The organism is Streptomyces sp. enrichment culture (genome assembly GCF_964273145.1).
In the GTDB taxonomy this organism is placed as follows: Bacteria; Actinomycetota; Actinomycetes; order Streptomycetales; family Streptomycetaceae; genus Streptomyces.
Genome location: NZ_OZ186873.1, coordinates 1404432 through 1430208 on the forward strand (window position 1 = coordinate 1404432; position 25777 = coordinate 1430208).

General features: G+C 72.1%; 22 protein-coding genes and 2 pseudogenes. 11 read left to right on the forward strand and 13 right to left on the reverse strand.

Translation table 11 applies throughout. The annotated features are described in order from the left end of the window. Positions 1–134 precede the first annotated feature (134 nt). Entirely contained in the window at positions 135–3176 is a 3042-nt protein-coding gene (gene uvrA / locus ACSU6Z_RS06440) for an excinuclease ABC subunit UvrA (RefSeq protein WP_437043714.1), read from the reverse strand. A gap of 224 nt (positions 3177–3400) precedes the next feature. On the opposite strand from uvrA, the gene ACSU6Z_RS06445 reads away from it, so the two are divergent. Further along, positions 3401–4087: a maleylpyruvate isomerase family mycothiol-dependent enzyme gene (locus ACSU6Z_RS06445; RefSeq protein WP_437043716.1), complete on the forward strand. Its 687-nt coding sequence runs from the start codon at positions 3401–3403 to the stop codon at positions 4085–4087. A gap of 305 nt (positions 4088–4392) precedes the next feature. Then, entirely contained in the window at positions 4393–5049 is a 657-nt protein-coding gene (locus tag ACSU6Z_RS06450; RefSeq protein WP_437043718.1) for an MBL fold metallo-hydrolase, read from the forward strand. A 68-nt stretch (positions 5050–5117) separates the two neighbouring features. On the opposite strand, the gene aroQ is transcribed toward ACSU6Z_RS06450, so the two are convergent. Then, positions 5118–5591, reverse strand: a complete 474-nt coding sequence (aroQ, locus tag ACSU6Z_RS06455; RefSeq protein WP_437043719.1) for a type II 3-dehydroquinate dehydratase — start codon at positions 5589–5591, stop codon at positions 5118–5120. 104 nt (positions 5592–5695) lie between these two features. Here aroQ and ACSU6Z_RS06460 point away from each other — a divergent pair, with 104 nt between their 5' ends. From ACSU6Z_RS06460 to ACSU6Z_RS06470, 3 genes and pseudogenes are all read left to right on the forward strand, one after another. Beyond that, complete coding sequence (locus ACSU6Z_RS06460; RefSeq protein ID WP_437043721.1) at positions 5696–6742, forward strand: S66 family peptidase; 1047 nt, start codon at positions 5696–5698, stop codon at positions 6740–6742. A gap of 118 nt (positions 6743–6860) precedes the next feature. Next, a pseudogene (locus tag ACSU6Z_RS06465) lies at positions 6861–7019 on the forward strand (MFS transporter); the annotation flags it as partial. Positions 7020–7183: 164 nt separating this feature from the next. Beyond that, the gene (locus tag ACSU6Z_RS06470) at positions 7184–7561 is read left to right on the forward strand and encodes a nuclear transport factor 2 family protein (RefSeq protein ID WP_437043723.1); all 378 of its coding nucleotides are present in this window, start codon (positions 7184–7186) and stop codon (positions 7559–7561) included. A gap of 188 nt (positions 7562–7749) precedes the next feature. On the opposite strand, the gene ACSU6Z_RS06475 is transcribed toward ACSU6Z_RS06470, so the two are convergent. From ACSU6Z_RS06475 to ACSU6Z_RS06495, 5 genes are all read right to left on the reverse strand, one after another. Next, positions 7750–8751, reverse strand: coding sequence for a TerC family protein (locus ACSU6Z_RS06475; protein ID WP_437043725.1), 1002 nt, complete (start codon positions 8749–8751; stop codon positions 7750–7752). A 288-nt stretch (positions 8752–9039) separates the two neighbouring features. After that, a complete protein-coding gene (locus tag ACSU6Z_RS06480; RefSeq protein WP_437043727.1) occupies positions 9040–11079 on the reverse strand; it encodes a TerD family protein in 2040 nt (679 codons plus the stop codon). Between the two features lie 82 nt (positions 11080–11161). Continuing rightward, complete coding sequence (locus ACSU6Z_RS06485) at positions 11162–11737, reverse strand: TerD family protein (RefSeq protein WP_437043729.1); 576 nt, start codon at positions 11735–11737, stop codon at positions 11162–11164. 171 nt (positions 11738–11908) lie between these two features. Continuing rightward, entirely contained in the window at positions 11909–14062 is a 2154-nt protein-coding gene (uvrB, locus tag ACSU6Z_RS06490; RefSeq protein ID WP_437043730.1) for an excinuclease ABC subunit UvrB, read from the reverse strand. A 40-nt stretch (positions 14063–14102) separates the two neighbouring features. After that, positions 14103–14981: an MHYT domain-containing protein gene (locus ACSU6Z_RS06495; RefSeq protein WP_437043732.1), complete on the reverse strand. Its 879-nt coding sequence runs from the start codon at positions 14979–14981 to the stop codon at positions 14103–14105. A 277-nt stretch (positions 14982–15258) separates the two neighbouring features. Here ACSU6Z_RS06495 and ACSU6Z_RS06500 point away from each other — a divergent pair, with 277 nt between their 5' ends. Further along, a complete protein-coding gene (locus ACSU6Z_RS06500) occupies positions 15259–16140 on the forward strand; it encodes a glycerophosphodiester phosphodiesterase (protein WP_437043734.1) in 882 nt (293 codons plus the stop codon). An 82-nt stretch (positions 16141–16222) separates the two neighbouring features. Then, the gene (locus ACSU6Z_RS06505; RefSeq protein ID WP_437043736.1) at positions 16223–16777 is read left to right on the forward strand and encodes a methylated-DNA--[protein]-cysteine S-methyltransferase; all 555 of its coding nucleotides are present in this window, start codon (positions 16223–16225) and stop codon (positions 16775–16777) included. Between the two features lie 315 nt (positions 16778–17092). Here the strand turns inward: ACSU6Z_RS06505 and ACSU6Z_RS06510 are convergent, their stop codons facing one another. After that, positions 17093–17521, reverse strand: a complete 429-nt coding sequence (locus tag ACSU6Z_RS06510) for a VOC family protein (RefSeq protein ID WP_437043738.1) — start codon at positions 17519–17521, stop codon at positions 17093–17095. Between the two features lie 101 nt (positions 17522–17622). Between ACSU6Z_RS06510 and ACSU6Z_RS06515 the strand changes: the two genes are divergently transcribed. Together ACSU6Z_RS06515 and ACSU6Z_RS06520 are read left to right on the forward strand one after the other, a co-directional pair. Continuing rightward, the gene (locus ACSU6Z_RS06515) at positions 17623–18531 is read left to right on the forward strand and encodes a pseudouridine-5'-phosphate glycosidase (protein ID WP_437043740.1); all 909 of its coding nucleotides are present in this window, start codon (positions 17623–17625) and stop codon (positions 18529–18531) included. Beyond that, positions 18528–19430, forward strand: a complete 903-nt coding sequence (locus ACSU6Z_RS06520; protein ID WP_437043741.1) for a carbohydrate kinase family protein — start codon at positions 18528–18530, stop codon at positions 19428–19430. Before ACSU6Z_RS06515 ends, ACSU6Z_RS06520 begins: the two co-directional genes overlap by 4 nt. 131 nt (positions 19431–19561) lie before the next feature. Here the strand turns inward: ACSU6Z_RS06520 and ACSU6Z_RS06525 are convergent, their stop codons facing one another. After that, entirely contained in the window at positions 19562–20356 is a 795-nt protein-coding gene (locus tag ACSU6Z_RS06525; RefSeq protein WP_437043743.1) for a methyltransferase domain-containing protein, read from the reverse strand. 307 nt (positions 20357–20663) lie between these two features. Between ACSU6Z_RS06525 and ACSU6Z_RS06530 the strand changes: the two genes are divergently transcribed. After that, complete coding sequence (locus ACSU6Z_RS06530) at positions 20664–21791, forward strand: magnesium and cobalt transport protein CorA (protein WP_437043744.1); 1128 nt, start codon at positions 20664–20666, stop codon at positions 21789–21791. Positions 21792–21831: 40 nt separating this feature from the next. Here the strand turns inward: ACSU6Z_RS06530 and ACSU6Z_RS06535 are convergent, their stop codons facing one another. Then, the gene (locus tag ACSU6Z_RS06535; protein WP_437043746.1) at positions 21832–22464 is read right to left on the reverse strand and encodes a uridine kinase; all 633 of its coding nucleotides are present in this window, start codon (positions 22462–22464) and stop codon (positions 21832–21834) included. A gap of 108 nt (positions 22465–22572) precedes the next feature. On the opposite strand from ACSU6Z_RS06535, the pseudogene ACSU6Z_RS06540 reads away from it, so the two are divergent. Beyond that, positions 22573–23447 (forward strand): annotated as a pseudogene (locus ACSU6Z_RS06540) (hypothetical protein). Here ACSU6Z_RS06540 and ACSU6Z_RS06545 read toward each other — a convergent pair. The 3 genes from ACSU6Z_RS06545 to ACSU6Z_RS06555 all read right to left on the reverse strand — a co-directional run bounded on the left by ACSU6Z_RS06545 (position 23410) and on the right by ACSU6Z_RS06555 (position 25562). After that, positions 23410–24213: an SAM-dependent methyltransferase gene (locus tag ACSU6Z_RS06545; protein ID WP_437043748.1), complete on the reverse strand. Its 804-nt coding sequence runs from the start codon at positions 24211–24213 to the stop codon at positions 23410–23412. The pseudogene ACSU6Z_RS06540 and the gene ACSU6Z_RS06545 sit on opposite strands and share 38 nt — an antisense overlap. 212 nt (positions 24214–24425) lie before the next feature. Continuing rightward, positions 24426–24701 carry a DUF397 domain-containing protein gene (locus ACSU6Z_RS06550; RefSeq protein WP_437043749.1) on the reverse strand — a complete coding sequence of 92 codons (276 nt, stop codon included), beginning with the start codon at positions 24699–24701 and terminating at the stop codon, positions 24426–24428. Beyond that, on the reverse strand, positions 24702–25562 hold the full coding sequence (locus ACSU6Z_RS06555; RefSeq protein WP_437043751.1) for a helix-turn-helix domain-containing protein: 861 nt from the start codon (positions 25560–25562) through the stop codon (positions 24702–24704). It lies immediately after the preceding gene. Between the last annotated feature and the right edge of the window lie 215 nt (positions 25563–25777).

Consider the following 25777-nt stretch of genomic DNA (forward strand, 5'->3'; position numbering starts at 1 on the left):
GTCCGCTCGGTGAGGTCGGGAGGCTCCGGCCGGACGCGCGGTTCGTGGAGCCGGAGGGCACCCGGGGAGCGTCGGCGCGCCGTGTCCCGAGGGACACGGCGCGCCTGCGTGTGCGGCCCGGCCGCCCGGTGCGGTCAGTCCTTGCCCGCCCGCGTGGACTTCCCGGCCGCTGCCTTCCCGGTGGCCGTCTTCTTGGCGGCGGTCTTCTTGGCGGCCGTCTTCTCGGCGGCGGTGCCGTCGACCCTCTTGGTGGCGGTCTTCCTGCCGGTGGTCCCGGCCGCCACCGTCTTCGCCGCCTTGCGGGGGGCCTTGGCGGGGGGCGCGTCGCTGATCCGGTCGGCTCCGAGGATGTCCCGCAGGAACTTGCCGGTGTGGCTGGCCGGAACACCGGCGACCTGCTCGGGCGTGCCCTCGGCGACCACCAGGCCACCGCCGGCGCCGCCCTCGGGGCCCATGTCGACGATCCAGTCGGCGGTCTTGATCACGTCGAGGTTGTGCTCGATGACGATGACCGTGTTGCCCTTGTCGACCAGGCCGGACAGGACCGTCAGCAGCTTGCTGATGTCCTCGAAGTGCAGGCCGGTGGTCGGCTCGTCCAGGACGTAGACCGTGCGCCCGGTGGAACGGCGCTGCAGCTCGCTGGCGAGCTTCACGCGCTGTGCCTCACCGCCGGACAGCGTGGTCGCGGACTGGCCGAGCCGGACGTAGCCGAGACCGACGTCGTTCAGCGTCCTGAGGTGGCGGGAGATCGCCGGGACGGCCTCGAAGAAGTCCATGGCCTCCTCGATCGGCATGTTCAGGACGTCGGCGATGGACTTGCCCTTGTAGTGGACCTCCAGGGTCTCCCGGTTGTACCGGGCGCCGTGGCAGACCTCGCACGGGACGTACACGTCCGGGAGGAAGTTCATCTCGATCTTGATCGTGCCGTCGCCCGCGCAGTTCTCGCAGCGGCCGCCCTTGACGTTGAAGGAGAACCGGCCGGGCATGTAACCCCGTACCTTGGCCTCGGTCGTCTCGGCGAACAGCTTGCGGATGTGGTCGAAGACGCCGGTGTACGTCGCCGGGTTCGACCGCGGGGTGCGGCCGATGGGCGACTGGTCGACGTGGACGACCTTGTCGACGAGATCGTCGCCGTCCACGCGCGTGTGCCGGCCGGGCACGTTCCTCGCGCCGTTCAGCTCACGGGCCAGGTGCGTGTACAGGATGTCGTTGACCAGGGTCGACTTGCCGGATCCGGACACGCCCGTGACGGCGGTGAAGACGCCCAGCGGGAAGGACACGTCGATGTCCTTCAGGTTGTTCTCACGGGCGCCGTGCACGGTGAGCCGGCGGGACGGGTCGACCGGGCGCCGGGTGTCGGGCAGCGGGATGGACTTCCTGCCGGACAGGTACAGACCGGTCTGCGACTCGGTGTTGGCGAGCAGCTCCTTCAAGGAGCCGCTGTGCACGACCTTGCCGCCGTGCTCGCCGGCGCCGGGGCCGATGTCGACGATCCAGTCGGCGGTCTTGATGGTGTCCTCGTCGTGCTCGACGACGATGAGCGTGTTGCCCATGTCGCGGAGCCGCACCAGGGTCTCGATCAGCCGGTGGTTGTCGCGCTGGTGCAGGCCGATGGACGGCTCGTCGAGGACGTACAGGACGCCGACGAGGCCGGAGCCGATCTGGGTGGCCAGGCGGATGCGCTGGGCCTCGCCGCCGGAGAGCGTGCCGGCCGCGCGGTTCAGCGAGAGGTAGTCCAGGCCGACGTCGACCAGGAACCGCAGCCGCTCGTTGACCTCCTTCAGTACGCGCTCGGCGATCTTCTTGTCGCGGTCGCTCAGCTTCAGCTCGCCCAGGAAGTCCGCGCAGTCACTGATCGACATCGCGGAGATGTCGGCGATCGACTTGCCCTCGACGGTGACGGCGAGGACGACGGGCTTGAGGCGCGTGCCCTCGCAGGTGGGGCAGGGCACCTCGCGCATGTAGCCCTCGAAGCGCTCCCGGCTGGCGTCGGACTCGGCCTCGCTGTGCCGGCGCTTGACGAACGGCACGGCGCCCTCGAAGGCCGTGGTGTAGCGGCGCTCGCGGCCGTACCGGTTGCGGTAGCGGACCTCGACCTGCGTCTTGTGGCCGTGGAGCAGGGCCTTCTTGGCGCGCTGCGGCAGACCCGCGAAGGGGATGTCCGTACGGAAGCCGAGTGCGTCGGCGAGGGCGCCGATCAGGCGGCCGAAGTAGTCCTTGGTGTGCCCGTGCGACCAGGGGTGGATGGCACCCTCGTCGAGGGACTTGTCCGGATCCGGGACGATCAGCTCCGGGTCGACCTCCATGCGCGTGCCGATGCCGGTGCAGTCGGGGCAGGCGCCGAAGGGCGAGTTGAAGGAGAAGGAGCGGGGCTCCAGCTCCTCGAAGGAGAGGTCGTCGTACGGGCAGTACAGGTGCTCCGAGTACATGCGCTCGCGCTCGGGGTCGTCCTCGGGGAGGTCGACGAAGTCGAGCACGACCATGCCGCCCGACAGGCCGAGGGCGGTCTCCACGGAGTCGGTGAGGCGGCGCTTGGCGGAGTCCTTCACCGTGAGGCGGTCGACGACCACCTCGATGGTGTGCTTCTCCTGCTTCTTCAGCGTGGGCGGCTGGGAGAGCTGGACGGTCTCGCCGTCGACCCGCGCGCGGGAGTAGCCCTTGGTCTGGAGATCGGCGAAGAGGTCGACGAACTCGCCCTTGCGCTCGCGCACCAGCGGGGAGAGCACCTGGAAACGGCTGCCCTCGGGCAGCTCCAGGACCTTGTCGACGATGGCCTGCGGCGACTGGCGCGAGATGGGCCGGCCGCACTCGGGGCAGTGCGGCTTGCCGATGCGCGCGAAGAGCAGCCGGAGGTAGTCGTAGACCTCGGTGATCGTGCCGACCGTCGAGCGCGGGTTGCGCGAGGTCGACTTCTGGTCGATGGAGACCGCCGGGGAGAGGCCCTCGATGAAGTCGACGTCCGGCTTGTCCATCTGGCCGAGGAACTGCCGGGCGTAGGAGGAGAGCGATTCCACGTAACGCCGCTGGCCCTCGGCGAAGATCGTGTCGAAGGCCAGGGAGGACTTGCCCGACCCGGACAGACCCGTGAAGACGATGAGCGAGTCACGCGGCAGGTCGAGCGAGACATTCCTCAGATTGTGCTCGCGCGCGCCACGGACGATGAGACGGTCGGCCACGCCGGTCCGCACCTTTCTTGGGAGAAGTGACAGGGGCGGGGCCCCCGTGCTTTCTCAGACTAGGGGGAGCCACTGACAACGCCGGTCGGATTCACGGGTTGCCAACAAACCCCGGACATCCAGCATGCCCGACGCCGCATTCGACGATATAGGATGCACATTCGATTTACGGGGAGGCTCCGCCTGCTTCACCCGAAGGAGTGGCGCGGTCTAGGGTCAGGACCATGATGGATCACGCGCATGACCTGGCGTCTGTACGTGACGCTACCGAGCGGCTGCTCACCGCGCTCGGCGGACTGGACGACGCGTCTGTGACGCAGCCGTCACGGCTGCCCGGCTGGAGCCGGGGGCACGTCCTCGCCCACCTCGCCCGCAACGCGGACGCGCTGGTGAACGTCCTCGAGGGGCGTCCCATGTACGCCTCCGCCGAGATCCGGGACGCCGACATCGAGCGGGACGCCCCGCGCCCCCTCGGGGTCCACCTCGCCGACCTGCGCGAGAGCGCGGCCCGCTTCCAGGACGCCGGCGCCGTCCCGGCGGACTGGTCCCGCACGGTGGCGCTGCGCAACGGGGTCACCGACTCCGCGTCCAGCGTGCCGTTCCGGCGCTGGGTGGAGGTGGAGCTCCACCACGTGGACCTCGGGATCGGCTACGAGCTGGAGGACCTCCCGGCGGAGTTCACCGAGCGGGAGACCGACTTCCTCGCCGAGCGGTTCACCGGCCATCCGGACGTGCCGCCCACCCGCCTCACCGACGGCACGCGCGCGTGGAGCACGGGCCGGGAGGCGGACGCGCCCGCGGTCACCGTCACCGGGAGCGGGGCGGACCTGCTCGGCTGGCTCTCCGGGCGCCGCGAGGGGGCGGGGCTGACGGTGACGGGCGGCCCGCTCCCGGCGCTGCCCCCGCTGTAGGCGGGCGCCCCCCGGCGGGTCGCCCGCCGGGGGGCGTCCGCGACCGGGGCCGCCGTTCGGGCGGGGTCGCGGGGAAGTGGCGTCGCCGGTCGGCGCCGGCGAGCGGGGTCCGGTGCGTGCGGCTGCGAGGCGGAGGAGGAAGTCGACACCGCCGACACCGCCGACACCGCCGACACCGCCGACACCGGCAATACCAGCAATACGGGTGAAGTGGGGCGTCGGCGGGTGGCGGCGACGCGGCGGACGCACGTGCCGGGCCCCGCCTGTGCGGCACGCTCCGAACGACAGCCTCTAGGCTGGCCGCCATGACGTACAGCGGAGAGGTGAGGGTCGGCGGGCCCGCCGACGTGCACGAACTCAAGGACCTGATGATCACCAAGATCGCGGTCGGCCCGATGGACAACAACGCCTATCTGTTGCGTTGCCGGGCCACGGACGAGCAGTTGCTGATCGACGCCGCCGACGACGCCGGGACCCTGCTGGGCATGATCGGCGGCGACGGTGTCGCGTCCGTCGTCACCACCCACCGCCACGACGACCACTGGCAGGCGCTCGCCGAGGTCGTCGCCGCCACCGGCGCCCGCACGTACGCGGGCCGCCACGACGCCGAGGGCATCCCCGTGCCGACCGACGTCCTGGTCGACGACGGCGACACCATCCGGGTGGGGCGGGTGGAGCTGACCGCGCGCCATCTGGTCGGGCACACGCCGGGCTCCATCGCCCTCGTCTACGACGATCCGCACGGACACCCCCACGTCTTCACGGGGGACTGCCTCTTCCCGGGCGGCGTGGGCAACACCCACAAGGACCCCGAGGCCTTCGCCAGCCTGCTCCACGACGTGGAGACGAAGATCTTCGACGTCCTCCCGGACGAGTCGTGGATCTACCCCGGGCACGGCAACGACACCACCCTGGGCGCGGAACGCCCGCATCTGCCGGAGTGGCGCGAACGCGGCTGGTGAGCGGGCGCGGGACGCGCGCGTGGGCGGCGTCCCCGGCGGCCGGGCCGGGAAGCGGGCCCTCCCCCGGCTCACGCCTCGGCCCGTGCCGCCCCCGCCAGTGCCGCGACCCGCTCCACGCCGAAGACGTAGCCCTGCGCTCCGCACCCGGCGATGACCCCGTCGGCGCGCAGCGAGACGTACGAGTGGTGCCGGAACGACTCCCGCTGGTGGATGTTGGAGATGTGGACCTCCACCACCGGCAGTCCGTCGCAGGTGTTGAGCGCGTCCAGGATCGCCACGGACGTGTGCGAGTAGGCGGCCGGGTTGATCACGATCCCGCAGTGGTTCAGCCGTGCCTCGTGGATCCAGTCGACGAGCTCGCCCTCGCTGTTGGACTGGCGGAAGTCCACCGTGCCGCCGTGCGCGGCCGCCGCCTTGGCGCACATCTCCTCGATGTCGGCGAGGGTGTCGGAACCGTAGATCTCCGGCTGGCGCCGGCCGAGCAGGTTCAGATTGGGTCCGTTGAGGATCATGATCGGGGCGTTGGCCAGGGTGCGGGGCACGGTTCCTCCGGTCCGTTCGGGGGTCGGGCGGTGCGTACGGCGACCGCTGCTCGACCCGGTTTATCACGGTGCCCCGGCAGGCGGGCCGGCCGTACCCTCCCGTCATGACGACGCCCTCGTACCCGCCCAAGCCCTCGCCGGGCGACCGTGTCGCGGTGATCTCGCCCTCCGCCGGCCTGCCGGGGCTCTTCCCGTTCCCGTACGAACTGGGACTGGAGCGGTTGCGCGGGGAATTCGGCCTGGAACCCGTCGAGTACCCGGCCACGCGGAAGATGGGCTCGACGCCGCGGGAACGGGCGGAGGACGTCCACGCCGCCTTCGCCGACCCGGACGTCCGGGCCGTGATCGCGTCGATCGGCGGCGAGGACCAGATCACCGTGCTGCCGTTCCTGGACCGCGAGTTGATACGGGCCGACCCGAAGCCGTTCTTCGGGATGAGCGACAACACGAACCTGCTCGCCTTCCTGCGCAACACGGGTGTCGTCGGTTACCACGGCGCGTCCGTGATGTGCGAGCTGGGCCGCCCTGGCGCCCTGCACCCGCAGACCGCCGACTCCCTGCGGGCGGCGCTGTTCACCTCGGGACCGTACGAGCTGCGGCCCGCCGGCCGCTGGAGGGACGTCGACCGCGACTGGGCCGACCCGGCCACCTTCGACGAGGAACCGGAGACCCGGCCCGGTACCGGGTGGACGTGGGTCGGCGCCGACCGGGTGGTGGAGGGCCGCGGCTGGGGCGGCTGCCTGGAGGTCCTCGGCGGGCTGCTCATGGCCGACCGGGAGATCCCGCGGGAGCCGGCGGAGCTCGACGGCGGCGTGCTGTTCCTGGAGACGTCGGAGTGGATGCCGAGCGCCGCCGAGGTCTTCCGCACCCTGCGGAACATGGGCGAGCGCGGTCTGCTGCGGCGCTTCCCGGCGCTGCTGATGGGCCGCCCCAAGACGTGGTCCCTCGAGCGTCCCACCAGCCCCGAGGAGGCCGCCCGTTACGCCGCCGAGCAGCGTGAGGCCGTACTGCGGGCCCTGCGGGCCTACGCTCCGGACACCACGATCGTCTTCGACGTGGACTTCGGGCACACCGATCCGCAGCTCGTCCTCCCCTACGGGGGCGTCATCCGTGTGGACGGACCCGCCCGGCGCATCACCGTCACGTACTGACCGGCGCGTCACCGTCGCGTACGAACCGGCGCGTCATCGTCATGTGCCGTCCCGCGCGACCCTTGCGCCACTCCTGTGCGCCCCGCGACCCGCCATCACGGTGGGTGGTCGTCGCGGCGTGAGCGATGTACGTGCTGTGAGGGCACCCTCCGTGCTCCGGCTCGCCGCCGCGTCGCTCGCCGGGACGGCGATCGGGTCCCACGACTTCTTCGTCGACGGGGCCGCGGCGGCGCTGGTCCCGGGGCCGCTGTTCTTTCCGGCCTTCTCGCCGGTGGCGGCGGGGCAGCCCGCCCCGGGCTGACGAGGGTTGCCGAGGTCACCGCCGGCCCCGGGTTCCGGTGGCCCGCTCGCGGCCGGCTGTTCCGTCCGGGGAGGCTCGCCCTGTCCGGAAGACGGCTCACACAAGGGCCGTTGCCGCGATTGGACTGGTATTACTGGTGCATGCACGAAGAGGCCGCGCAGTCCGCGATCGACACGTTCATCTCCGCGTTCAACGCCTCGCACGACAGTTATGTGACCGGGTTGCTCTCCCAGGCTCTGACCTCGGATGTCATCTTCTGGGGACCGTTGGGACGCAGCGAGGGGATCGAGGCGGTCGAACGTTTCGTACTGGACATCCGGCACCATCCGGCGGGGACCGGCACGATGGTGCGCTGCTCGGCGGTGGACATGCCGGACGAATGGGCCCGCTACCAGTGGGTCTTCACCACGCCGGACGGAGGTCCCCGCCTGGCGGGCACAGATGTCGTCCATCTGCGGCGGAGCCTCATCGACCAGGTCATCATCTTCGCGGGAGAGATCAAGCCGTCCGTCGCCTGAGCCGGCCGCGAGGGGACCGGTCCGTCCGGACGACCGGTGGCCCTCGTGTCCGTCCCGCGTGCCGCCGCCCGCCGGGGCGTTCCCGGCGGGGAGCGAGGACCGTGGATGCGCGAGCACCGGCAGGGGCGGTCGGCTCTGTGCCGCTCGCCCCTGCCGGTGCCGCGGGTCCCGGCTTGCGGAGGGGCGGGTCAGGCCTCGACGCTGTCCTTCGCGGCGTCCTCGCCTGGCGCACCCGCCGCCTCGGCCTCCGCCTGCTTCCGCGACGCCCTCAGGCTGGTGATCGTGGTGACGATCAGGACCGCGCAGATCACGCCCAGCGAGACCGGAATGCTGATCTCCGGGACGTGGACCCCGGACTCGTGCAGAGCGTGCAGCACCAGCTTCACGCCGATGAAGCCGAGGATGATCGACAGGCCGTAGGAGAGGTGGACCAGCTTCTTCAGCAGGCCGCCGATGAGGAAGTACAGCTGCCGCAGGCCCATCAGGGCGAACGCGTTGGCCGTGAAGACGATGTACGGGTCCTGGGTCAGGCCGAAGATCGCCGGGATCGAGTCGAGCGCGAAGAGCACGTCCGTGGTGCCGATCGCCAGCATCACGACCAGCATCGGGGTCATGACCCGCTTGCCGTTCTGCCGGATCCACAGCTTGGTGCCGTAATAGCGGTCGGCGACACCGAAACGGCGTTCGGCCGCCTTGAGCAGCTTGTTCTCCTCGTACTCCTCGTCCTGCTCCTCGGCCCGTGCCTCCTGGATGAGCTTCCAGGCGGTCCAGATCAGGAAGGCGCCGAAGAGGTAGAAGACCCAGGAGAAGCTGGCGATGATCGCGGCACCGGCCGCGATGAAGATCGCCCGCAGGACCAGGGCTATGAGGACGCCCACGAGCAGCACCCGCTGCTGGTACTGCGAGGGCACGGCGAACTTCGCCATGATCAGGACGAAGACGAAGAGGTTGTCGACGCTCAGCGACTTCTCGGTGATGAAGCCGGCGAAGAACTCGCCGGCGGGGCGGCCACCGCCGAAGACGAGCAGGCCGATCCCGAAGAGACAGGCCAGCGCGATCCAGACGGCCGTCCAGGTGCCCGCTTCCTTGATCGACACATCGTGCGGCTTGCGCCCGATGAAGAAGTCGACCGCGATCAGTGCGGCGAGGCCCACGATGGTGAGGACCCACAGGGTCAGGGAAACTTCCACTACGCCTCCGGCAGTACGTAACACGGCGGATGTCAGCGTCGTCGCTGCCGGAGGTCTCTTCCACCCGCTGACCCTGGACGCGCCCGACGCGTCCGGGTCCGCGGGCCGACGCCCCGGGATCTGGCCTGATCCGTATTGACGGGTACGCCGCAGCAGACAGGGAGTACTCCCCTCCGTACGAAGAACAGTACCCCAATCCCCAAGGGACGGTAAAGAGAATCGCAAAAGAAAGGTCAAAAGCCCTGCTCATGATGGCTTTGCATGGTCTTGACGCAAAGGCGGCGGCAGTCACCACCGCCCGGTGCGGCGGGCCGCGGCGACCCGCGTGAGCACCTGCTGGAGCACCTGGCCGCCGGGCGGCGGGAGCGGCGGTTCGTACGTCCAGGCGTGCCCGACCCAGGGGTCCGCGAGGTGGTCGTCGGCCACCGGGGGCAGGCGCAGCAGGGAGCGCCACAGCGGGTCGAGCAGCGGTCCGTACCCGGCGGACTCCTCGCGGTCGGCGACCACCATCAGATGGACGCCGACGGGCGGGCCCTCGTCCGCGAGGTAGCGCAGCCGGTTGACGGCCCGGTCGTCGAAACCGTGCGGGAAGTCGTGGACGACCAGGAGGTGCCGGGAGGTGTCGAAGCCGCGCGGAAGGGAGTCGGCGGCGCCGCCGCGCACCGCCATCTGCAGCAGGTCGACGCGCTGGGTGAGCCGGGCCAGCGCGTCCGCCACTCCCGCGGCACCGAGCGCGGGCGGCTCCGCCAGCGCCCCGGTGCGCACCAGCGGGGCCAGCGCCTGCGCGCCGGAGCCGGCCGGGTCGACGACCCGCACGGTGAACTCGCCCGCCGGATGGGCGGCGAGCAACCGGGCCGTGTGCGCCACCGCGGTCTCCAGCGCGCGGCGCCGCAGCTCGTGCGCGTCGACGAACGAACCGTCGAGCGATTGCGAGCGCCCGCTGTCGATCCACAGACCGCGTTCCAGCGGCAGCCGGACGAGCATCGGGATCCGTATCCGGTCGGCCTCGGGCAGGTGGAGGTCGCCCAGGCGCAGGGCCATGGGCATTCCCGTGGGCACCTGGTAGGCGTGCCAGACGGGGCTGTCCCAGCGCGCGTACGCCGGTGGCAGCGCGGGCTCGACGACCTCGGCCTCGGCGGTGAGCTGGGCGAGGTCCCGGTCGAGGACCTCCCGGGCCTGGGAGACGAGCCGGTCGTGCCGGGCGCGGGCCGCCTCCCTGGCGGCGTCGCCCTGTCCGCTGATCCGGCTGCGCGGGTCGCGGAGGACCTGGTCGAGTTCCTTCTCCCGGCGCGAGTCGGCGAAGTCGACGGCGCTGCGGTAGGCGGCGACGGTGCGGGCCAGGTCCTCGAACATGCCCCACACCTGGTTGTAGAGCCGCTCGTCCATGGTCCAGCCGGTCGCGTCGCCCGCGACGGGACGGGCGGGCTGTCCGGGCGCGGCGGGCGGCGAGGCGGGCGGGGGCGGAGGCGGCGCGCCGTGGCGGCGGGGGTGGCTGTAGTCGATCGGGCCGCCGGCGGCGGGCGGGGGCGGCTGGGTGACGGCGGAGGGGTCCGCCGCCCCGGCTCCGTCCGGGTACGGCGGTGGTGACGCGGGCTGCTCCGGGGGGCCGGGTGGCTGGGCACCCTGCGCGGGGCGCGGGTCGCGGGGAGGCGCCGCCGGTGCGGGTCCGGGGACGCCCTGGGGTGCGGCGCCGCCGTGGTGCGGCTCGGGCACCGGCGCTGTCGCCTGCCGGGCGCGGTCGCCGTCCACCGTGTGCGGCGGGGCTTCCGGCACCGAGCGGACCGGCCCCCGGGCCACCGCCTCCGCGATGCCGGCGGCGAGGTCGTGGGCCCGGGGCAGGCCCTGGTCGGTGAGGAGTTCGGCGAGGCCGCCCGCGTAGCCCTGGCCGACGGCGCGCACCTTCCAGGTGCCCCGTCTGCGGTAGAGCTCCAGGGCGACCACGGCCGATTCGGCGTGCAGGCCGGTGACGGTGTAGTCGGCGATCCCGGCGCCGTCGAGGCCGGTGACCGCGAGGAAGGGGGCGGCGACGGCACCGAAGCGGGAGGGGCCGCCGGCGGGCAGGGCGAGCAGCACGGCGACGCGGTGCGCGGCGTCCGGCACGGCGTCCAGGTCCACCGCGAGGCGATGGCCGGCGGCGGCCTGCCGGGGGACCTCCAGGCCCGGCAGGACGGGCGCGCCCGGATGGGCCACCCATTCGGGGCCGTGGACCCTGCCGTCGGCGTCGCCGAGTGTGGCACCGGCCACGACCGGCGTGCCGGCCGAGACCCGGATCTCCAGACGGGTCCGGTCAAGCGGGTGGTTCTGCCCCCGCACCAGCTCGGCCGCCATCGCCTTCTCCCCCTGTGTCCGCTCCTGGTGTGCCGTGTGCCGCCCGCTCGTCCGCGCCCGCCTCAGGCGGACGCGGCCCGGATCACAGGACGGGCAGGATGGCCGGCATCAGGTCCTGGAAGGTGCGTCCGTTGGCCGGGGAGCCGAGGGCGGTCATCGTCCAGCCCGCGCCCGTGCGGTGGACCTTCGCCATGATCTGGGCGGTGTAGGAGCCGCCGCCGGCCAGCGTGTAGCGGGCGAGCTCCTGGCCGTTGGTCTCGTCGACCAGGCGGCAGAACGCGTTCTGCACCTCCTGGAAGGTCTGGCCCGTGAAGGAGTTCACGGTGAAGACGATCTGGTCGATGTGGACCGGGACGCGCTGGAGGTCGACGAGGATCGCCTCGTCGTCGCCCTGCCCGACACCGCCGACGAGGTTGTCCCCGGTGTGGCGCACCGAGCCGTCGTCGCTCACCAGGTGCCGGAAGAACACGACGTCGACCGGCTGCCTGTCCGCGAACAGGACGGCGGAGGCGTCGAGGTCGACCTCGCGGGTGCGGGAGCCGAACAGGCCGCGCCGGGGAGCCGCCTGCCAGCCGAGGCCCATGCGCACCGCGGTCAGGCTGCCCCCGTCGTTCTTCTGCAGACTGATGGCCTGACCCTTGGTCATGTTGACGGTCACGCGCTGTTTCCCCTCTCGAACAGTCCCCTGTCGCCGCGCTGCCCGCGGTTGACGAGAACACTACGCAGGGCCACCGACGGCGTCGCGCTGCGGACCGCGCTTTGTGTCGGTCTTGCAACACAGCGCCCCGGGCGGGGCGCCGGTCCGGTGCGGACCGGCGCCCCGCCGCCGTCAGGACAGGCCCGCCTCCCGCATCTGGCGGAGTTCCTTCTTCATCTCCGACACCTCGTCGCGCAGCCGGGCGGCGATCTCGAACTGCAGGTCCGCGGCGGCGGCCCGCATCCGTGCGGTCAGTTCCTCGATCTGCTCGGCGAGCTCGGCCGCGGGACGGTCGGTGGGCGCCGTCGCCTCGGCCTTGCGCCTGGCGGACTTCCCGGACCCGGCGCCCGGGCCCGTGGCGGCCTTGCCACCCAGGGAGGGCACGGGGGCCTTGGCGCCCTTGCCGTCCTTGGACTTGCGGTATCCCGAGCCGAGCAGTTGCTCGGTGTCGATGTCCTCGCGGGCGATCTGCGCGACGATGTCGTTGATCTTCTTCCGGAGGGGCTGGGGGTCGATGCCGTTGGCCTTGTTGTACGCGACCTGCTTCTCCCGGCGGCGGTTGGTCTCGTCGATGGCCCTCTCCATCGCCGGGGTGATCTTGTCCGCGTACATGTGGACCTGACCGGAGACGTTGCGCGCCGCGCGGCCGATGGTCTGGATCAGGGAGGTGCCGGAGCGCAGGAAGCCCTCCTTGTCGGCGTCGAGGATCGCCACCAGGGACACCTCGGGCAGGTCGAGGCCCTCGCGCAGCAGGTTGATGCCGACCAGGACGTCGTACTCGCCGCTGCGCAGCTCGCGCAGCAGCTCCACCCGGCGCAGGGTGTCGACGTCGCTGTGCAGGTAGCGCACCTGGATGCCGAGCTCCAGGAAGTAGTCCGTGAGGTCCTCGGCCATCTTCTTGGTGAGGGTGGTGACCAGGACGCGCTCGTCCTTCTCGACCCGCTTGCGGATCTCGTGCACCAGGTCGTCGATCTGGCCCTCGGTGGGCTTGACGACGACCTCCGGGTCGACCAGGCCGGTGGGGCGGATGATCTGCTCGACCACGCCGTTCGAGCGGGAGAGCTCGTAGGTGCCGGGGGTCGCCGACAGGTAGACCGCCTGCCCGACGCGCTCCTGGAACTCCTCCCACTTGAGCGGACGGTTGTCGAGGGCGGAGGGCAGCCGGAAGCCGTGGTCGACGAGGGTGCGCTTGCGGGAGGCGTCGCCCTCGTACATGGCGCCGATCTGCGGGACGGTGACGTGGGACTCGTCGATGACGAGCAGGAAGTCGTCCGGGAAGTAGTCCAGCAGGGTGTTCGGCGGGGAGCCGGGCAGGCGGTCGTCGAAGTGCATCGAGTAGTTCTCGATGCCGGAGCAGGTGCCGATCTGGCGGAGCATCTCGATGTCGTACGTCGTGCGCATCCGCAGGCGCTGGGCCTCCAGGAGCTTGCCCTGCTTCTCCAGCTCGGCCAGGCGCTCGGCCAGCTCCTTCTCGATCCCGTTGATCGCCCGTTCCATGCGCTCGGGTCCGGCGACGTAGTGGGAGGCCGGGAAGACGTACAGCTGCCGGTCGTCGCTGAGGATCTCGCCGGTGAGCGGGTGCAGGGTGGACAGGGCCTCGATCTCGTCACCGAACATCTCGATGCGGACGGCGAGCTCCTCGTACACCGGGAAGATCTCGATGGTGTCGCCGCGGACGCGGAAGGTACCGCGGGTGAAGGCGGTGTCGTTGCGTGTGTACTGGATGTCCACGAAGCGGCGCAGCAGCTCGTCCCGGTCGATCTCGTCGCCGACCCGGAGGGGGACCATGCGGTCCACGTACTCCTGCGGGGTTCCCAGGCCGTAGATGCAGGAGACGGAGGCGACCACGACCACGTCACGGCGGGTGAGCAGCGAGTTCGTCGCGGAATGGCGCAGGCGCTCGACCTCCTCGTTGATCGAGGAGTCCTTCTCGATGTAGGTGTCCGACTGCGGGACGTACGCCTCGGGCTGGTAGTAGTCGTAGTACGAGACGAAGTACTCGACGGCGTTGTTCGGCAGCAGCTCGCGGAACTCGTTGGCCAGCTGGGCGGCCAGCGTCTTGTTCGGCGCCATCACGAGCGTGGGGCGCTGGAGCTTCTCGATCATCCACGCGGTGGTGGCGGACTTGCCGGTGCCGGTGGCTCCGAGCAGGACGACGTCCTTCTCGCCTGCTTCGATGCGCCGGGCGAGCTCGGCGATGGCCGCGGGCTGGTCGCCGCTGGGCCGGTAGGGACTGACGACCTCGAAGGGCGCCACCGTGCGTTCGATGTGGGAAACGGGCCGCATGTCATCCACCGTACGGCCCCGCACTGACAACGGGTCCGGATCACCGGTTCTGCGGGATGCGGGGACGCCTGCGCGCCAGGTGGCGGCGGGGGCGCGGCCATGGGTGGCGGGCCGCCGGGCCGGCCGTGTCGTGGACCGCGGGGCGGGCGGGGACGCCCGGCCTGCGGTCGGTCTGCGCTCCGGCGGGTTCGCCCATGACCGCCAGCGGGTCGAAGATCACGACGATGCCCGCGAGGACGAGGAAGGCCAGCGGCCCGATCATCATGGGCGCGATCAGGGCCGCGGCCGACTCGCCGGAGGCGGGCTCGGCCGTGCCGTGGAGGTGGACCCTGAGGGCGGCCATACCCGTGTAGTGCATGCCGCTGACGGCGAGCCCCATCACCAGGCTCGCGCCCACGCTCCACAGGAAACCCCGCACCTGTCCGACCGCCCACAGGGCGGCGGTGGCCGCGGCCATGGCGATGACGACGGACACGCCCACGGTGAACGTGTTGTACCGCAGCTCCCCGTCGAGGCGCATACCGGCCATTCCCAGGTAGTGCATCGAGGCGATGCCCAGGCCCGTGATGGTGCCGCCGGTGAACAGGGCCGCTCCGCGCGCGCCCCGGTAGCCGACGATGAAGATCCCGACGCCGACCATGACGATGGCGACGGCCAGGCTGGCGAACGTCATCGCCATGTCGTACCGGATCGGCGTGCCCTCGATCGTGAACCCCATCATGGCGATGAAGTGCATGGTCCATATGCCCGAGCCGATCGCCGCCGAGCCGAGGGCGAGCCATCCGGGGCGCCAGGACCGGGCGACCCGCATGGTTCTGGTGGTGCAGCGCAGGCCGAGAGCTCCACCGAGGCAGGCCATGAGGTAGGCCACCAGCGGTGTGACGAGTCCGTAGCTGAATCCGTCGACCGTGCCCTGCATGCGCGGCTACCTTTCCGCCCTCTTCCATCCGGAATGATCCGATGTACGCCCCTTCCCAGCACCGCGCGAGCGGTCAGGGTTGAGGCAGAGAGTATGACTCCCACCGGAATGGTCGAACGATTTTCTGGCAAAGAAACACGGCTTTGCCCCACTTGTGCGGCCTCAGTGAGCGGAGTTGAGCAACTCCATTCAGTCTGTGGCCATTCTGCACCCGTCTGCCGTTGCCCCTCCGCTGTCACAGTGGAGCTGTCCGTGAACCTCGGCGTGAGGAGTACGCATGCACGCGCGCGCAGTTGCCGTCACGACCACCGCACTCCTGGGAGCCCTCCTGCCGGCCGCCGCCTCCCCCGCCCACGCCGTCGGCAGCGGCACACGGCCGCCCACGGTCGTCGCCCACCGGGGCGCCTCGGCGTACGCGCCGGAGAACACCCTGGCCGCCGTGGACAAGGCCGCCGAGCTGGGCATCCGCTGGGTCGAGAACGACGTCCAGCGCACCAAGGACGGTGAGCTCGTCGTCCTCCACGACGACAGCCTGCGGCGCACGACCGACGTGGAGGAAGTCTTCCCCGACCGGGCGCCCTGGAAGGTGAAGGACTTCACCGCCGCCGAGATCGCCCGGCTGGACGCGGGGAGCTGGTTCGGCCCCGCGTACGCGGGCGCGCGCGTGCCGACGCTGGAGCAGTACGTGAGGCGCGTCGAGCACCACCACCAGAAGCTGCTGCTGGAAATCAAGAACCCCGGTCTGTACCCGGGCATCGAGCGGCAGACCCTCAAGGTCCTCGCCAACGAGGGCTGGCTGGACCGGCGGCACGTGGCGAACCGGCTGGTCGTGCAGAGCTTCGGCGCGGACAGCATCCGGACCGTCCACGAACTGAAGCCGGCCGTCAGGACCGGTTTCCTCGGCACACCGCCCGTGGCGGAACTGCCCTCGTACGCGTCCTTCACCGACCAGATCAACCCCTCCCACGGCTCCCTCTCCGCGGACTACGTGGCCGCCGTGCAGGCGTTCACCGGTCCGCACGGCAAACCGCTGGAGGTCTTCGCCTGGACGGTCGACGACGCCGACCGCGCCCGGCAGGTCGCCGGCTACGGCGTCGACGGCATCATCACCAACAAGCCCGACGTGGTGCGGGAGGCGGTGCGCGGAGCCGGGGGGTGAGCCCCGCGCCCGAAGGGAACGGACTGCCGTACCGGTCTCCGCTCCCCCGGGCCCTGTCGGTGGCGGGCCGTACGGTGGGCGCATGGACGGCCAAGGGCAGGACGAGCGGCACGTCGTGTGGACCGTCGTGGGCACCGGCATCGGACCGTTGCTGCTGGCGGCGACCGGCGAGGGGCTCGTCAACGTCGTGTTCCACGCCACGGACCAGGTGTGCGACCGGGCGCTCTCCCGGTTGGCGTCCCGGCTGGGCGCCGGGCCCGTCCGGGCGCCCGGCTCCCCGCTGCTGGGCGAGGCGACACGGCAGGTCGAGGCGTACTTCACGGGGGTGCGGCGCGACTTCGACCTGCCGCTGGACTGGTCGCTGATCTCGGGCTTCAGCCGGGAGGTGCTGCGGGAACTGGCCCGCGGGGTCCCGTACGGCTCGGTCGTCGGCTACGGCGACCTCGCCCGGCGCGTCGGCCGGCCCGACGCCTCGCAGGCCGTGGGAGTGGCGATGGGCTCCAATCCGCTGCCGGTCGTGGTGCCGTGCCACCGGGTCGTCGGGAGTGACGGCGGGATCGGCGGATTCGGCGGCGGCCTGGAGACCAAGCGCAGGCTCCTCGCCCTGGAGGGCGTGCTGCCCGAGCCGCTGTTCTGACGGTCCGGGCACGCCCGCCCCGGTGGGTGCCGGCCCGCAGGACCGCTGAGGATCCTGCCGTGGCCGCCCCACTCGTCCCGGACCGCCGGTAGGTGCCGACCGGCCCGAAGCGGTGCGGGGCGGGCGCGGTGCCGAGGCCTTCGGCACCCTTCCGGCGCCGCGGGGCGGCGTTCGCCCGTCGCGCAGCGGCGTCCGGCGCGTCTCCCGGCGTGCCGGGCCGGAAGCACTCGCACCGGACGTACCCGGGCTTCCGGCCGGTGCGGCGGAAGCGCGTGCCGGGCGCCACCAGGGAGGCGAACGCCGCTTGCGGGGGCGCTAATCGTAGTGACGGGCCTCGACGATGTTGCCGTCCGGGTCGCCGAAGTAGAAGTTGCGCCTGGCCTTCCCGCGCGCGCCGTAGGAGTCGTGGGAGAAGTCCGTGACGGGAACCGCCTGTTCCCGCAGGCGGGCGTGCAGGGCCTCGAAGTCGTGCCGCGGCAGCGACAGGCAGACGTGGTTGACCGGGTGGCCGGCGCCGCTCGCGGCGCCCGGGAGCATCGTCATGCGCTCTGCGAGACCGAGCGGCGCGAGGTCGAAGATGGTCTCCTCGTTGAGGCGCACGGAGGGGAAGGACACGGTTCCCCGGGTGTACTCGTCGACCCTCAGCGGTTCCATGCCGACCGCCTTCTCGTAGAAACCGGCCGAGGCTACCGGGTCGCGCACCCACAGGACGACATGGTCCAGGCGCATGGTGTTGTCCGTCATGGTGCACAGGCTCATGCCCCCGTCCGCGGGGCGCAAGGGGTTTGCCCCGGGGCGGTGCCCGCCAGGGATGAGGGAGGACCGACGGACGGGAGGCGGGGCCCATGGTGCTGGTGGTGTCGGAAGAGGTGCGGGAGGCGGTCGGTACGGGCCGTCCGGTGGTGGCCCTGGAGTCCACGATCATCGCGCACGGACTGCCCCGCCCGCGCAACCTCCAGGTGGCGCTGGAACTGGAGGAGGCGGTACGGGAGGAGGGCGCGGTACCCGCGACGATCGCGGTGCTGGACGGCCGGCCCCATGTCGGCCTGGACGGGGAGCAGGTGGAGCGGATCGCGCACGAGGACGGCGTCCGCAAACTGGGCCACCGCGACCTGCCGCTCGCGGTGGCGCGCGGGGCGAGCGGCGCGACCACGGTGTCGGCGACCGCCCTGCTGGCCGCCCGGGCGGGCGTACGGGTGTTCGCCACCGGAGGGCTCGGGGGCGTGCACCGGCAGTGGGCGGTGACGCAGGACGAGTCGGCCGACCTCGGCCTGCTGGCCCGCACACGGATCACGGTGGTGTGCGCGGGCGTGAAGTCGATCCTGGACGTGGCGGCGACCTTGCAGCGCCTGGAGACGCTCGGCGTGGCGGTGGCCGGCTACCGCACGGACCGGTTCCCCGGCTTCTACCTGTCCGACTCGGGACATCCGGTGGACTGGAGGCTGGACACACCCGGGCAGGTGGCGGAGGTGATGCGGGCCCAGGACGCGCTCGGCGCGCCGGAGTCGGCGCTGGTCGTCGCCAACCCCGTTCCGGAGGACGAGCAACTGGATCCCGGGCTGCACGCGCGCGTGCTCGCCGACGCGCTGCACGCGTGCGAGGAGGAGGGCGTCACCGGCCAGGCGGTCACGCCCTTCCTGCTGGACCACCTGGTGCGCCGCACGGACGGAGCCTCGCTGAGCGCCAATCTCGCCGCGGTGCGCGGCAACGTCCGGCTGGCGGCACGCGTCGCGGCGGCCTGGGCCGGGGCATGACCGGCGGGCTGCTGGTCGTCGGGGACGTCGTCACGGACGTCGTCGCCCGGCACCACGGGCCCCCGGCGGCGGGGACGGACACGCCCGCCTCGGTCCGTACGCTGCCGGGCGGGGCGGGTGCCAACGTGGCCTGCTGGGCCGCCCACCGGGGATGCGGGGACGTGCGGCTCCTCGGGCGGGTCGGCGCGGACGCGGCGGCCTGGCACGAACGGGAGCTGGCCGCCTGCGGCGTACGTCCCTTCCTGGCCGTCGACGCGGAGATGCCGACGGGGACGGTGATCTGCCTGGTCGACGCGGACGCCGGCGGGGAGCGGACGTTCCTCACGGACGGCGGGGCGTCGCTGCGGCTCGCGCCCTGCGACTGGTCGGACGCGCTGCTGGACGGCGCCGTCCGCCTTCACCTGTCGGGCTACCTGCTCTTCTCGGAGTCCGGCCGCGCACTGGCCGCGGTCGCCGTCGGATCGGCACGCGCGCGTGGAGTGCTGGTCAGTCTGGATCCCGCGTCGGCGGGCTTCCTCGCACGGCTCGGCACCGGTCGTTTCCCGGCGCTCGTCGAGGGGGTGGGCGTCCTGCTGCCCAGCCGGGACGAGGCACGTCTGCTCACGGGGCTGCCCGACCCGGCGGACGCGGCGGCCGAACTGAGCCGGCACGTCCCCCTGGTGGTCGTCAAGCTGGGCGGTGCCGGTGCCGTGGTGGCCCGCTCGGGCAGCGTGTACGCGCGGGTGCCCGCCGTTCCGGCGACCCCCCGGGACACCACGGGCGCGGGTGACGCCTTCACGGGCGCCTTCCTGGCCTCGCTGCTCGCGGGCGCCGGTCCGCGGGAGGCGGCGCGGGAGGGGTGCCGGGCGGGCGCGCGGGCGGTGGAACGGGTGGGCGGCAGGCCGCCCGGGACGGGGTGACGGCCGCCGACGGGCCGGTCCGGTCTCCGCGACGTCGTCGGCGAGCGGTGCCGCCCTGCCGTCCCGGCCCGGGGCCGCGCCCCGCACCGCCCTCGGGCCGGGGCCCGCCGCCGGGTTCCGGGCACCCCCGTCTACGCCTTGCGCCCCCACGCCGAGATCATCGGGGCCGTCGCCAGGTCCATGGCGCCGGACGTCACGTTCGCGAGATGGCGGTCGATGTCCTCGTCCGTGACCAGCCCCGCGGTGACGAGCTGGTCGCGCACCTGGCTGATCGTGGCGGACTCCAGGGCGGCGCAGGCCGGCGAGGTGATCGGGAAGTAGGCGTCGGCCTCCACGCGGCGCAGGCCGGCCTGCCTGAGCAGGCGCGGGAGCGTGCGGCCGTAGGCGAGGTCGGCACCGTGGTGGGCGAGCAGCCGGCGCAGGCCGTGGCGGACCCGGTTGGCCAGTTGCTGCTCCGGACCGTGCTCGTCCGGGCAGGACAGCGGCTGCAACGTGGGGTCGGCGTCCTCGACCAGGAGGCGCCCGCCCGGCCGCAGGGACTCCACCATCGACCGCAACGCCCTCTTCCGGTCCTGGACGTGGACGAGGACGAGCCGGGCGTGCACCAGGTCGAAGCCCTCGCCCGGCGGTTCCTCGGCCCCCACGTCGTGGAGGCGTACCTGGACCGGTGGGCGGGCCGCCGGAGCGAGCCGCGAGGTGTCGATGTCGGTCGCGACGACGCGTCCTGTCGGGCCGACCTTCTTGGCCAGCCAGGACACCACGGAGGTGCCGCCGGCGCCGACCTCCCAGCAGCGCCAGCCGGGCCCGACGCCGAGGGTCTCCAGGTGCCGGAACGTCGTGGGGTCGAAGAGCGCGGCGGCGGCGTCGAAGTGGTCCGCCGCCTCCGGTCGCCGGTGGGTGAGGAGATGTCCATCGGTGTGCGTCATGCCGCGATCATCCCAGTTGCCCGGGTTGTCCGGAGCGGTCGACGCTCCGGTGGGGCGGGGGGGGCAGGGGCCCCGGGCGCCGGAGCGCGCGGTCCGGCTCGCAGGAGGCCCTCACGAGTCGTCGGCGAAGGGCCCCGTCCACGGCGCGGGCGCCGCGCCGCCCCGCCGAACTCCGTTTGTCCACAGCCGGGAACAAAGCGGAACGGCGTCTGCCCACAGGCCGGCCCGCCGACCGCGCCGGCCTGGCAGACTGGCACGCCGGGGCGCGGGGAGCACGGCGCCGGGGGATCCACGCGAGGAGATCCAGATGTCCATGGCAGGGAACCTGCGGAAGGTCACGGGCCTCGGCCGGGCCGGCGGTCTCCGCAGGGTGGCGCGGCTGGCCCGGCGGCGTCCGCGCGTCGACCTGAGCCACCCCGCCCGGTCCCCGCTGGGCTCCTCGGTGGTGAACTGCGTGACCTACCGCGACGGCGTCCGCACCGATGGCGGCGGCGATCCCGTCGACGCCGTGCAGCGGGTCCGCGAACACGGTGACGGCTTCGTCTGGCTGGGCCTGTACGAGCCGACGGACCAGGAGTTCGCCGGCATCGCCGACCTCTTCGACCTGCATCCGCTGGCGGTCGAGGACGCGGTCGAGGCCCATCAGCGGCCGAAGCTGGAGTGGTACGGCGAGACGCTCTTCGCCGTGTTCAAGACGGTCTGCTACGTCGAGCACGAGAAGCTCACGGCCACGAGCGAGGTCGTGGACACCGGCGAGATCATGGTGTTCGCCGGCCGGGACTTCGTGGTGACGGTGCGGCACGGACGGCACGGGTCGCTCGGCCCGCTGCGCGAGGATCTGGAATCGGATCCCCGGCAGCTCGCCAAGGGGCCGTCGGTGGTTCTGCACGCGATCGCGGATCACGTGGTGGACGACTTCCTGAGCGTCATCGACGCCGTGCGGGAAGACATCGACACGGTGGAGACGGAGGTGTTCGCGGAACACGGAGCGCGGGTCGACCCGGGACGGATCTACCAGCTCAAGCGTGAACTCCTGGAACTGAGGCGTGCGGTGGTGCCGCTGGGGCGGCCGCTGGAGGAACTCGCCACCCGGCCGAACCGGGTGGTCGCCCCGGAGATACAGGCCTACTTCCGCGACGTCTCCGACCATCTGCTGCGGGCCGCCGAACAGATCGCCGCCTTCGACGAACTGCTCAACTCGATCCTCCAGGCCCACCTCGCCCGGGTCACGGTCGCCCAGAACGAGGACATGCGGAAGATCACGGCCTGGGCCGCGATCATCGCCGTGCCGACCATGGTCTGCGGCGTGTACGGCATGAACTTCGACCACATGCCGGAACTGCGCTGGCGGTACGGCTACGGCCTGGCCGTCGGCGTCATCACCCTGGCCTGCCTGGCCCTGTACCGCGGTTTCCGGCGCAACGGCTGGCTCTGAGGGCGGCGCGGACGGGACGGCGCGGGTCCGGCGGAGCCCGTCAGCCGTTCCACGCCGGGTGGCGTGGGTCGTCGGCACGCACCAGGACGTCGGCGGTGGCAGCGGGGTCGGTCTCCCGCTCGTACCGCTCGAAGGCGGGCAGGGTCCACCGCTCGGCGTCGGGGGTCCGGCGGCGCAGGGCGCCGGGGGTCAGGAGGATGTGGACGCTCAGGTCGAAGGGGAACCAGTGGCGCAGGAGGAAGGGACCGTGAAGCAACAGGGGGGCACCGGGCGGGAGGTGGACGTAGGGACTGCGTGTGGCACGGTCGGTGACGGGGTCCCACAGGTCGGGCAGGACGCGTCCGTCGCCGCCCGGTTCGAGGGGGCCGAAGACCTCCCGCCAGAGCGCACCGGTGTCGTACCAACCGCTGTAGTAGGACTCGATGTCCTGGCGTCCGTGCTCCAGGCGGACGGACGCCGGGCGCAGGAAGCCCTCGGCGGCGACGACGAGCGAGGGGCGTCCGCGCAGGCGCAAGGCCTCGAAGACGCGCTCGGCGAGGTCGCCCGGGCGGGCGGCCGGGGCGCCGTCGAAGGCGACGCGCGGCCACGAACCGCCGTCGGCCGGCCGCAGATCGAGCAGTCGCTCGGCGAGCAGGTCGCCGAGCCGGTCCCAGGTGATCGCTTCCAGTCGCACAGGGCCCATGATGCGCCAGTCGTCCTTCGGCGGCGGACGGGGACCGGCCACAGGTGCCTCGTCGCGGTCGCGCGCGGGTCGCCCGGCCGACGGGGGAATGACCTCCGCATGGCGTCTTTTCCAACCCCCTCCCCCTCTCCGGTTCCCCCGCCGCGTCCCGGGCTCGTCGTGTTCCGGCCGGTCAAGCGGCGGCGCTGCGCCACGTGCCGCCGCGGGCCGCTGTCCCTGCTCCTGCTCGAGGAGGGCGCGCCGCACTGCCTGGACTGCGCCGACCTCGGCCACTTGGTCTACCTGCCGCGCGGCGACACGGCTCTGACCCGCCGATCGCGCGAGGAGAGCGCCCTGTGGGCGGTGGTGGTGCGGTTCAACCGGCGCCGGGGCCGTTACGAGCGGCAGGGCCTCCTGGTCGAGGAGGAGCGCCGCCCGGTGCCGCACGGCCTGCCACCCCGCACGCAAGGAAGCCGGCCATGGCCGATCCCAAGGGGTTCCTGACCACGCCCCGCCGGGACCGGCCCCGCAGACCGGCGGCGGAGCGGGTCCGGGACGAGGTGTGCCGCCCCGGGGCGGTGCTGCCCCTCGTCGGCGAGCAGGCCGGCCGCTGCGTGGACCGCGGCGTCCCCTTCTGCCACGAGGCCTGTCCGCTGGGCAATCTGATCCCCGAGTGGAACGGCCTGGTCACCCCGGGGAACTGGCGGGCGGCGAGCGACCGGCTGCACGCCGCGAACGACTTCCCCCAGTTCACCGGGAGGTTGTGCCCGGCGCCGTGCGAGGCGGGTTGCGTGCTCGCGATCAACCAGCCGGCGGTCACCATCAAGGACGTCGGGTGCGCCATCGCCGACCGGGCCTGGGAGGAGGGCTTCACCCGGCCGGTCCCGCCCGGGCGGCTGTCCGGCAGGACGGTGGCGCCCGGCGCGAGGCCCGGTGCCGGCACCGGGCCGGCCGCGGTCAGGGCTTGCGCCCCACCGCGCCGTACCCCGGGATGATCCCGTCCTCCTGTCCGGGAACCGGCTCGCCCAGTTCGGGGTGCCACCGGTGGGGCACCTCGACGCCCGGTTCGATCAGTTCCAGGCCGTCGAAGAAGCGGGTGAACTCCTCGCGGGAACGCAGGGCCAGGGTGACGCCCGCGGCCTTGAGCTTCTCGGTGGCCGCCCGCGACTCCTCGGGCGTGAAGTCGGCCGTGGCGTGACTGATCACGAGGTGACTGCCGGAGGGCAGTTCGGACAGGAGCCTGCGGACCAGGTCCCGAGCGCCGTCCTCGTCGGGGACGAAGTGCAGCAGCGCGATGAGCGACAGGGCGACCGGCCGGCCGAAGTCGAGGACCTTGCGTGCGCCGTCCAGGATGGCCTCCGGCTCTCGCACGTCGGCCTGCAGGTATTCGGTCACTCCCTCGGGGGTGCCGCGCAGCAGGGCCGCGGCGTGGGCCAGCACTATGGGGTCGTTGTCGCAGTAGACGACGCGCGCGTCCGGCGCGACCTCCTGGGCCACCTGGTGGAGGTTGGGTTCGGTCGGTATGCCGGTTCCGATGTCCAGGAACTGCCGGACACCGGCCCGGGCCAGCCAGCGTGTGGCACGGTGCATGAAGGCGCGGTTGACCCGGGCCATCACCGGGACCCTCGGGTCGAGGGCGAGCATCTGCCGGCCCATTTCCTCGTCGACCGGGTAGTTGTCCTTGCCGCCGAGGTACCAGTCGTACATCCGTGCGGGGTGGGGTCTGGTCGTGTCGATCCCGGTGGGGTGCTGCCCGGTCATGGCGTACTCCGTCACGTCGAGTTGAACGTCGCTTTGAACGTCGGGGTGTCGCGGGGGTGGGTGGCCGACGAAGCGTCAGGTCCCTTTGGTTTCTCATCCATGTGGTGTCCGATCCGTGTGGTGTCGGGTCGGGCGGAAAGGCGGGGAAGCACTGAGCAATCACGCATAGTCATGCATAGTCATGCAGAGGAACCAAGCCGCTGGAAGCGGAGTCAGGACAGCAGGAAGTCAGCCTCCCCCGCCTTGGCGCCCCTGATGAAGGCCGTTATCTCGTCGGACGTGTAGATCAGCGCCGGCCCGTCGGGATCGGTGGACTGGCGCAGGGCGATCCGGCCGTCGGCCAGCTTCATCGCCTCCAGGCAGTTGCCGCCGTTGCCGCCGCTCCACGGCTTGTGCCAGCCCTCGCTGCCCAGTTCACGGGCGGGCATACCGTTGTAGATGCGCTCACCGAGGATCCGCGGCGCGGACTGGGGCATGGTGCGTTCCATTCACAACTCCTTGCGGAGATCCCGGAGGATCTCTTTCGTACGGTGTGCCGTGGCGGCCTGCGCCGCCATGCGGTCCATGACCTCCAGGTGGGTCGCCACCTCGGTGCGCGCGTCGAGGTAGACGGCGCCGGTCAAGTACTCGCTGTAGACCATGTCCGGGAGTTCCGGCACGGCGAACCGGAACAGCACGAAGGGCCCGTACGTGCCGGGGTGCGGCCCGTTCGCGAACGGGGCGACCTGCAACGTCACGTGAGGCAGCGCGGTGGCCTCCAGCAGCTTGTCGATCTGGGCGCGCATCACCCCGGGCCCCCCGACCGGACGGCGCAGCACGGTCTCGTCCATCACGACCCACAGCCGGGGCGCGTCCTCGCGGGTGAGCAGCTGCTGCCGCCGCATGCGCAGGGCGACGTGGCGCTCGATGTCGTCGGGCCGGGTCTGGCCGATGGCACCCGACATCAGCACCCCGCGCGCGTAGTCCTCGGTCTGCAGCAAGCCGGGAACGAAGTGGGGTTCGTAGCTGCGGATGAGACTGGCCGCGCCCTCCAGGCTGACGTACATGGAGAACCAGCCGGGGAGGATGTCGTGGAACCGCTGCCACCACCCTGGCTTGTTGGCTTCCTCGGCCAGCTCGACGAACGCCTCGGCCTCCTCGTCGGGGACGCCGTACGCCTTCAGCAGCAACTGGAGATACGGGATCTTGAGCGCGACCTCGGCCGTCTCCATGCGGCGGACCGTGGCGGGGGCGACACGGAGGATGCGCGCGGCCTCCTCGCGCTTCAGCCCGGCGCGTTCCCGCAGGTCCAGCAGGCGCCGGCCGAGGACGACCTGGCCGACCGTCGGCGCGGACCGCGGCTCACTCACGCTCCACCTCCACCTCCACGAAGGGTCCTGTACGGGTGACGGGCGCGCCGGTCGGCCGCGCCGGTGGCCGACGGTCCGCCGGCAGCCCCATTCTCAGACGCCTGCGAAGCCCTGGGCAGACCTTCGACGGTCCGAAGTGGCGCCGCTCGACGCGCCGTTGCGAGCAGTGTGCCACGCCTGTCCACCGCGTCACGCAGCACTCTGCATTTTTCAGA

Coding starts and splice junctions, on each gene's coding strand:
- ACSU6Z_RS06445 (WP_437043716.1), top strand. CDS start 3,401: ATGATGGATCACGCGCATGACCTGGCGTCTGTACGTGACGCTACCGAG.
- ACSU6Z_RS06450 (WP_437043718.1), top strand. CDS start 4,393: ATGACGTACAGCGGAGAGGTGAGGGTCGGCGGGCCCGCCGACGTGCAC.
- ACSU6Z_RS06460 (WP_437043721.1), top strand. CDS start 5,696: ATGACGACGCCCTCGTACCCGCCCAAGCCCTCGCCGGGCGACCGTGTC.
- ACSU6Z_RS06470 (WP_437043723.1), top strand. CDS start 7,184: ATGCACGAAGAGGCCGCGCAGTCCGCGATCGACACGTTCATCTCCGCG.
- ACSU6Z_RS06480 (WP_437043727.1), bottom strand. CDS start 11,079: ATGGCGGCCGAGCTGGTGCGGGGGCAGAACCACCCGCTTGACCGGACC.
- uvrB (WP_437043730.1), bottom strand. CDS start 14,062: ATGCGGCCCGTTTCCCACATCGAACGCACGGTGGCGCCCTTCGAGGTC.
- ACSU6Z_RS06495 (WP_437043732.1), bottom strand. CDS start 14,981: ATGCAGGGCACGGTCGACGGATTCAGCTACGGACTCGTCACACCGCTG.
- ACSU6Z_RS06500 (WP_437043734.1), top strand. CDS start 15,259: ATGCACGCGCGCGCAGTTGCCGTCACGACCACCGCACTCCTGGGAGCC.
- ACSU6Z_RS06505 (WP_437043736.1), top strand. CDS start 16,223: ATGGACGGCCAAGGGCAGGACGAGCGGCACGTCGTGTGGACCGTCGTG.
- ACSU6Z_RS06510 (WP_437043738.1), bottom strand. CDS start 17,521: ATGACGGACAACACCATGCGCCTGGACCATGTCGTCCTGTGGGTGCGC.
- ACSU6Z_RS06515 (WP_437043740.1), top strand. CDS start 17,623: ATGGTGCTGGTGGTGTCGGAAGAGGTGCGGGAGGCGGTCGGTACGGGC.
- ACSU6Z_RS06520 (WP_437043741.1), top strand. CDS start 18,528: ATGACCGGCGGGCTGCTGGTCGTCGGGGACGTCGTCACGGACGTCGTC.
- ACSU6Z_RS06525 (WP_437043743.1), bottom strand. CDS start 20,356: ATGACGCACACCGATGGACATCTCCTCACCCACCGGCGACCGGAGGCG.
- ACSU6Z_RS06530 (WP_437043744.1), top strand. CDS start 20,664: ATGTCCATGGCAGGGAACCTGCGGAAGGTCACGGGCCTCGGCCGGGCC.
- ACSU6Z_RS06545 (WP_437043748.1), bottom strand. CDS start 24,213: ATGACCGGGCAGCACCCCACCGGGATCGACACGACCAGACCCCACCCC.
- ACSU6Z_RS06550 (WP_437043749.1), bottom strand. CDS start 24,701: ATGGAACGCACCATGCCCCAGTCCGCGCCGCGGATCCTCGGTGAGCGC.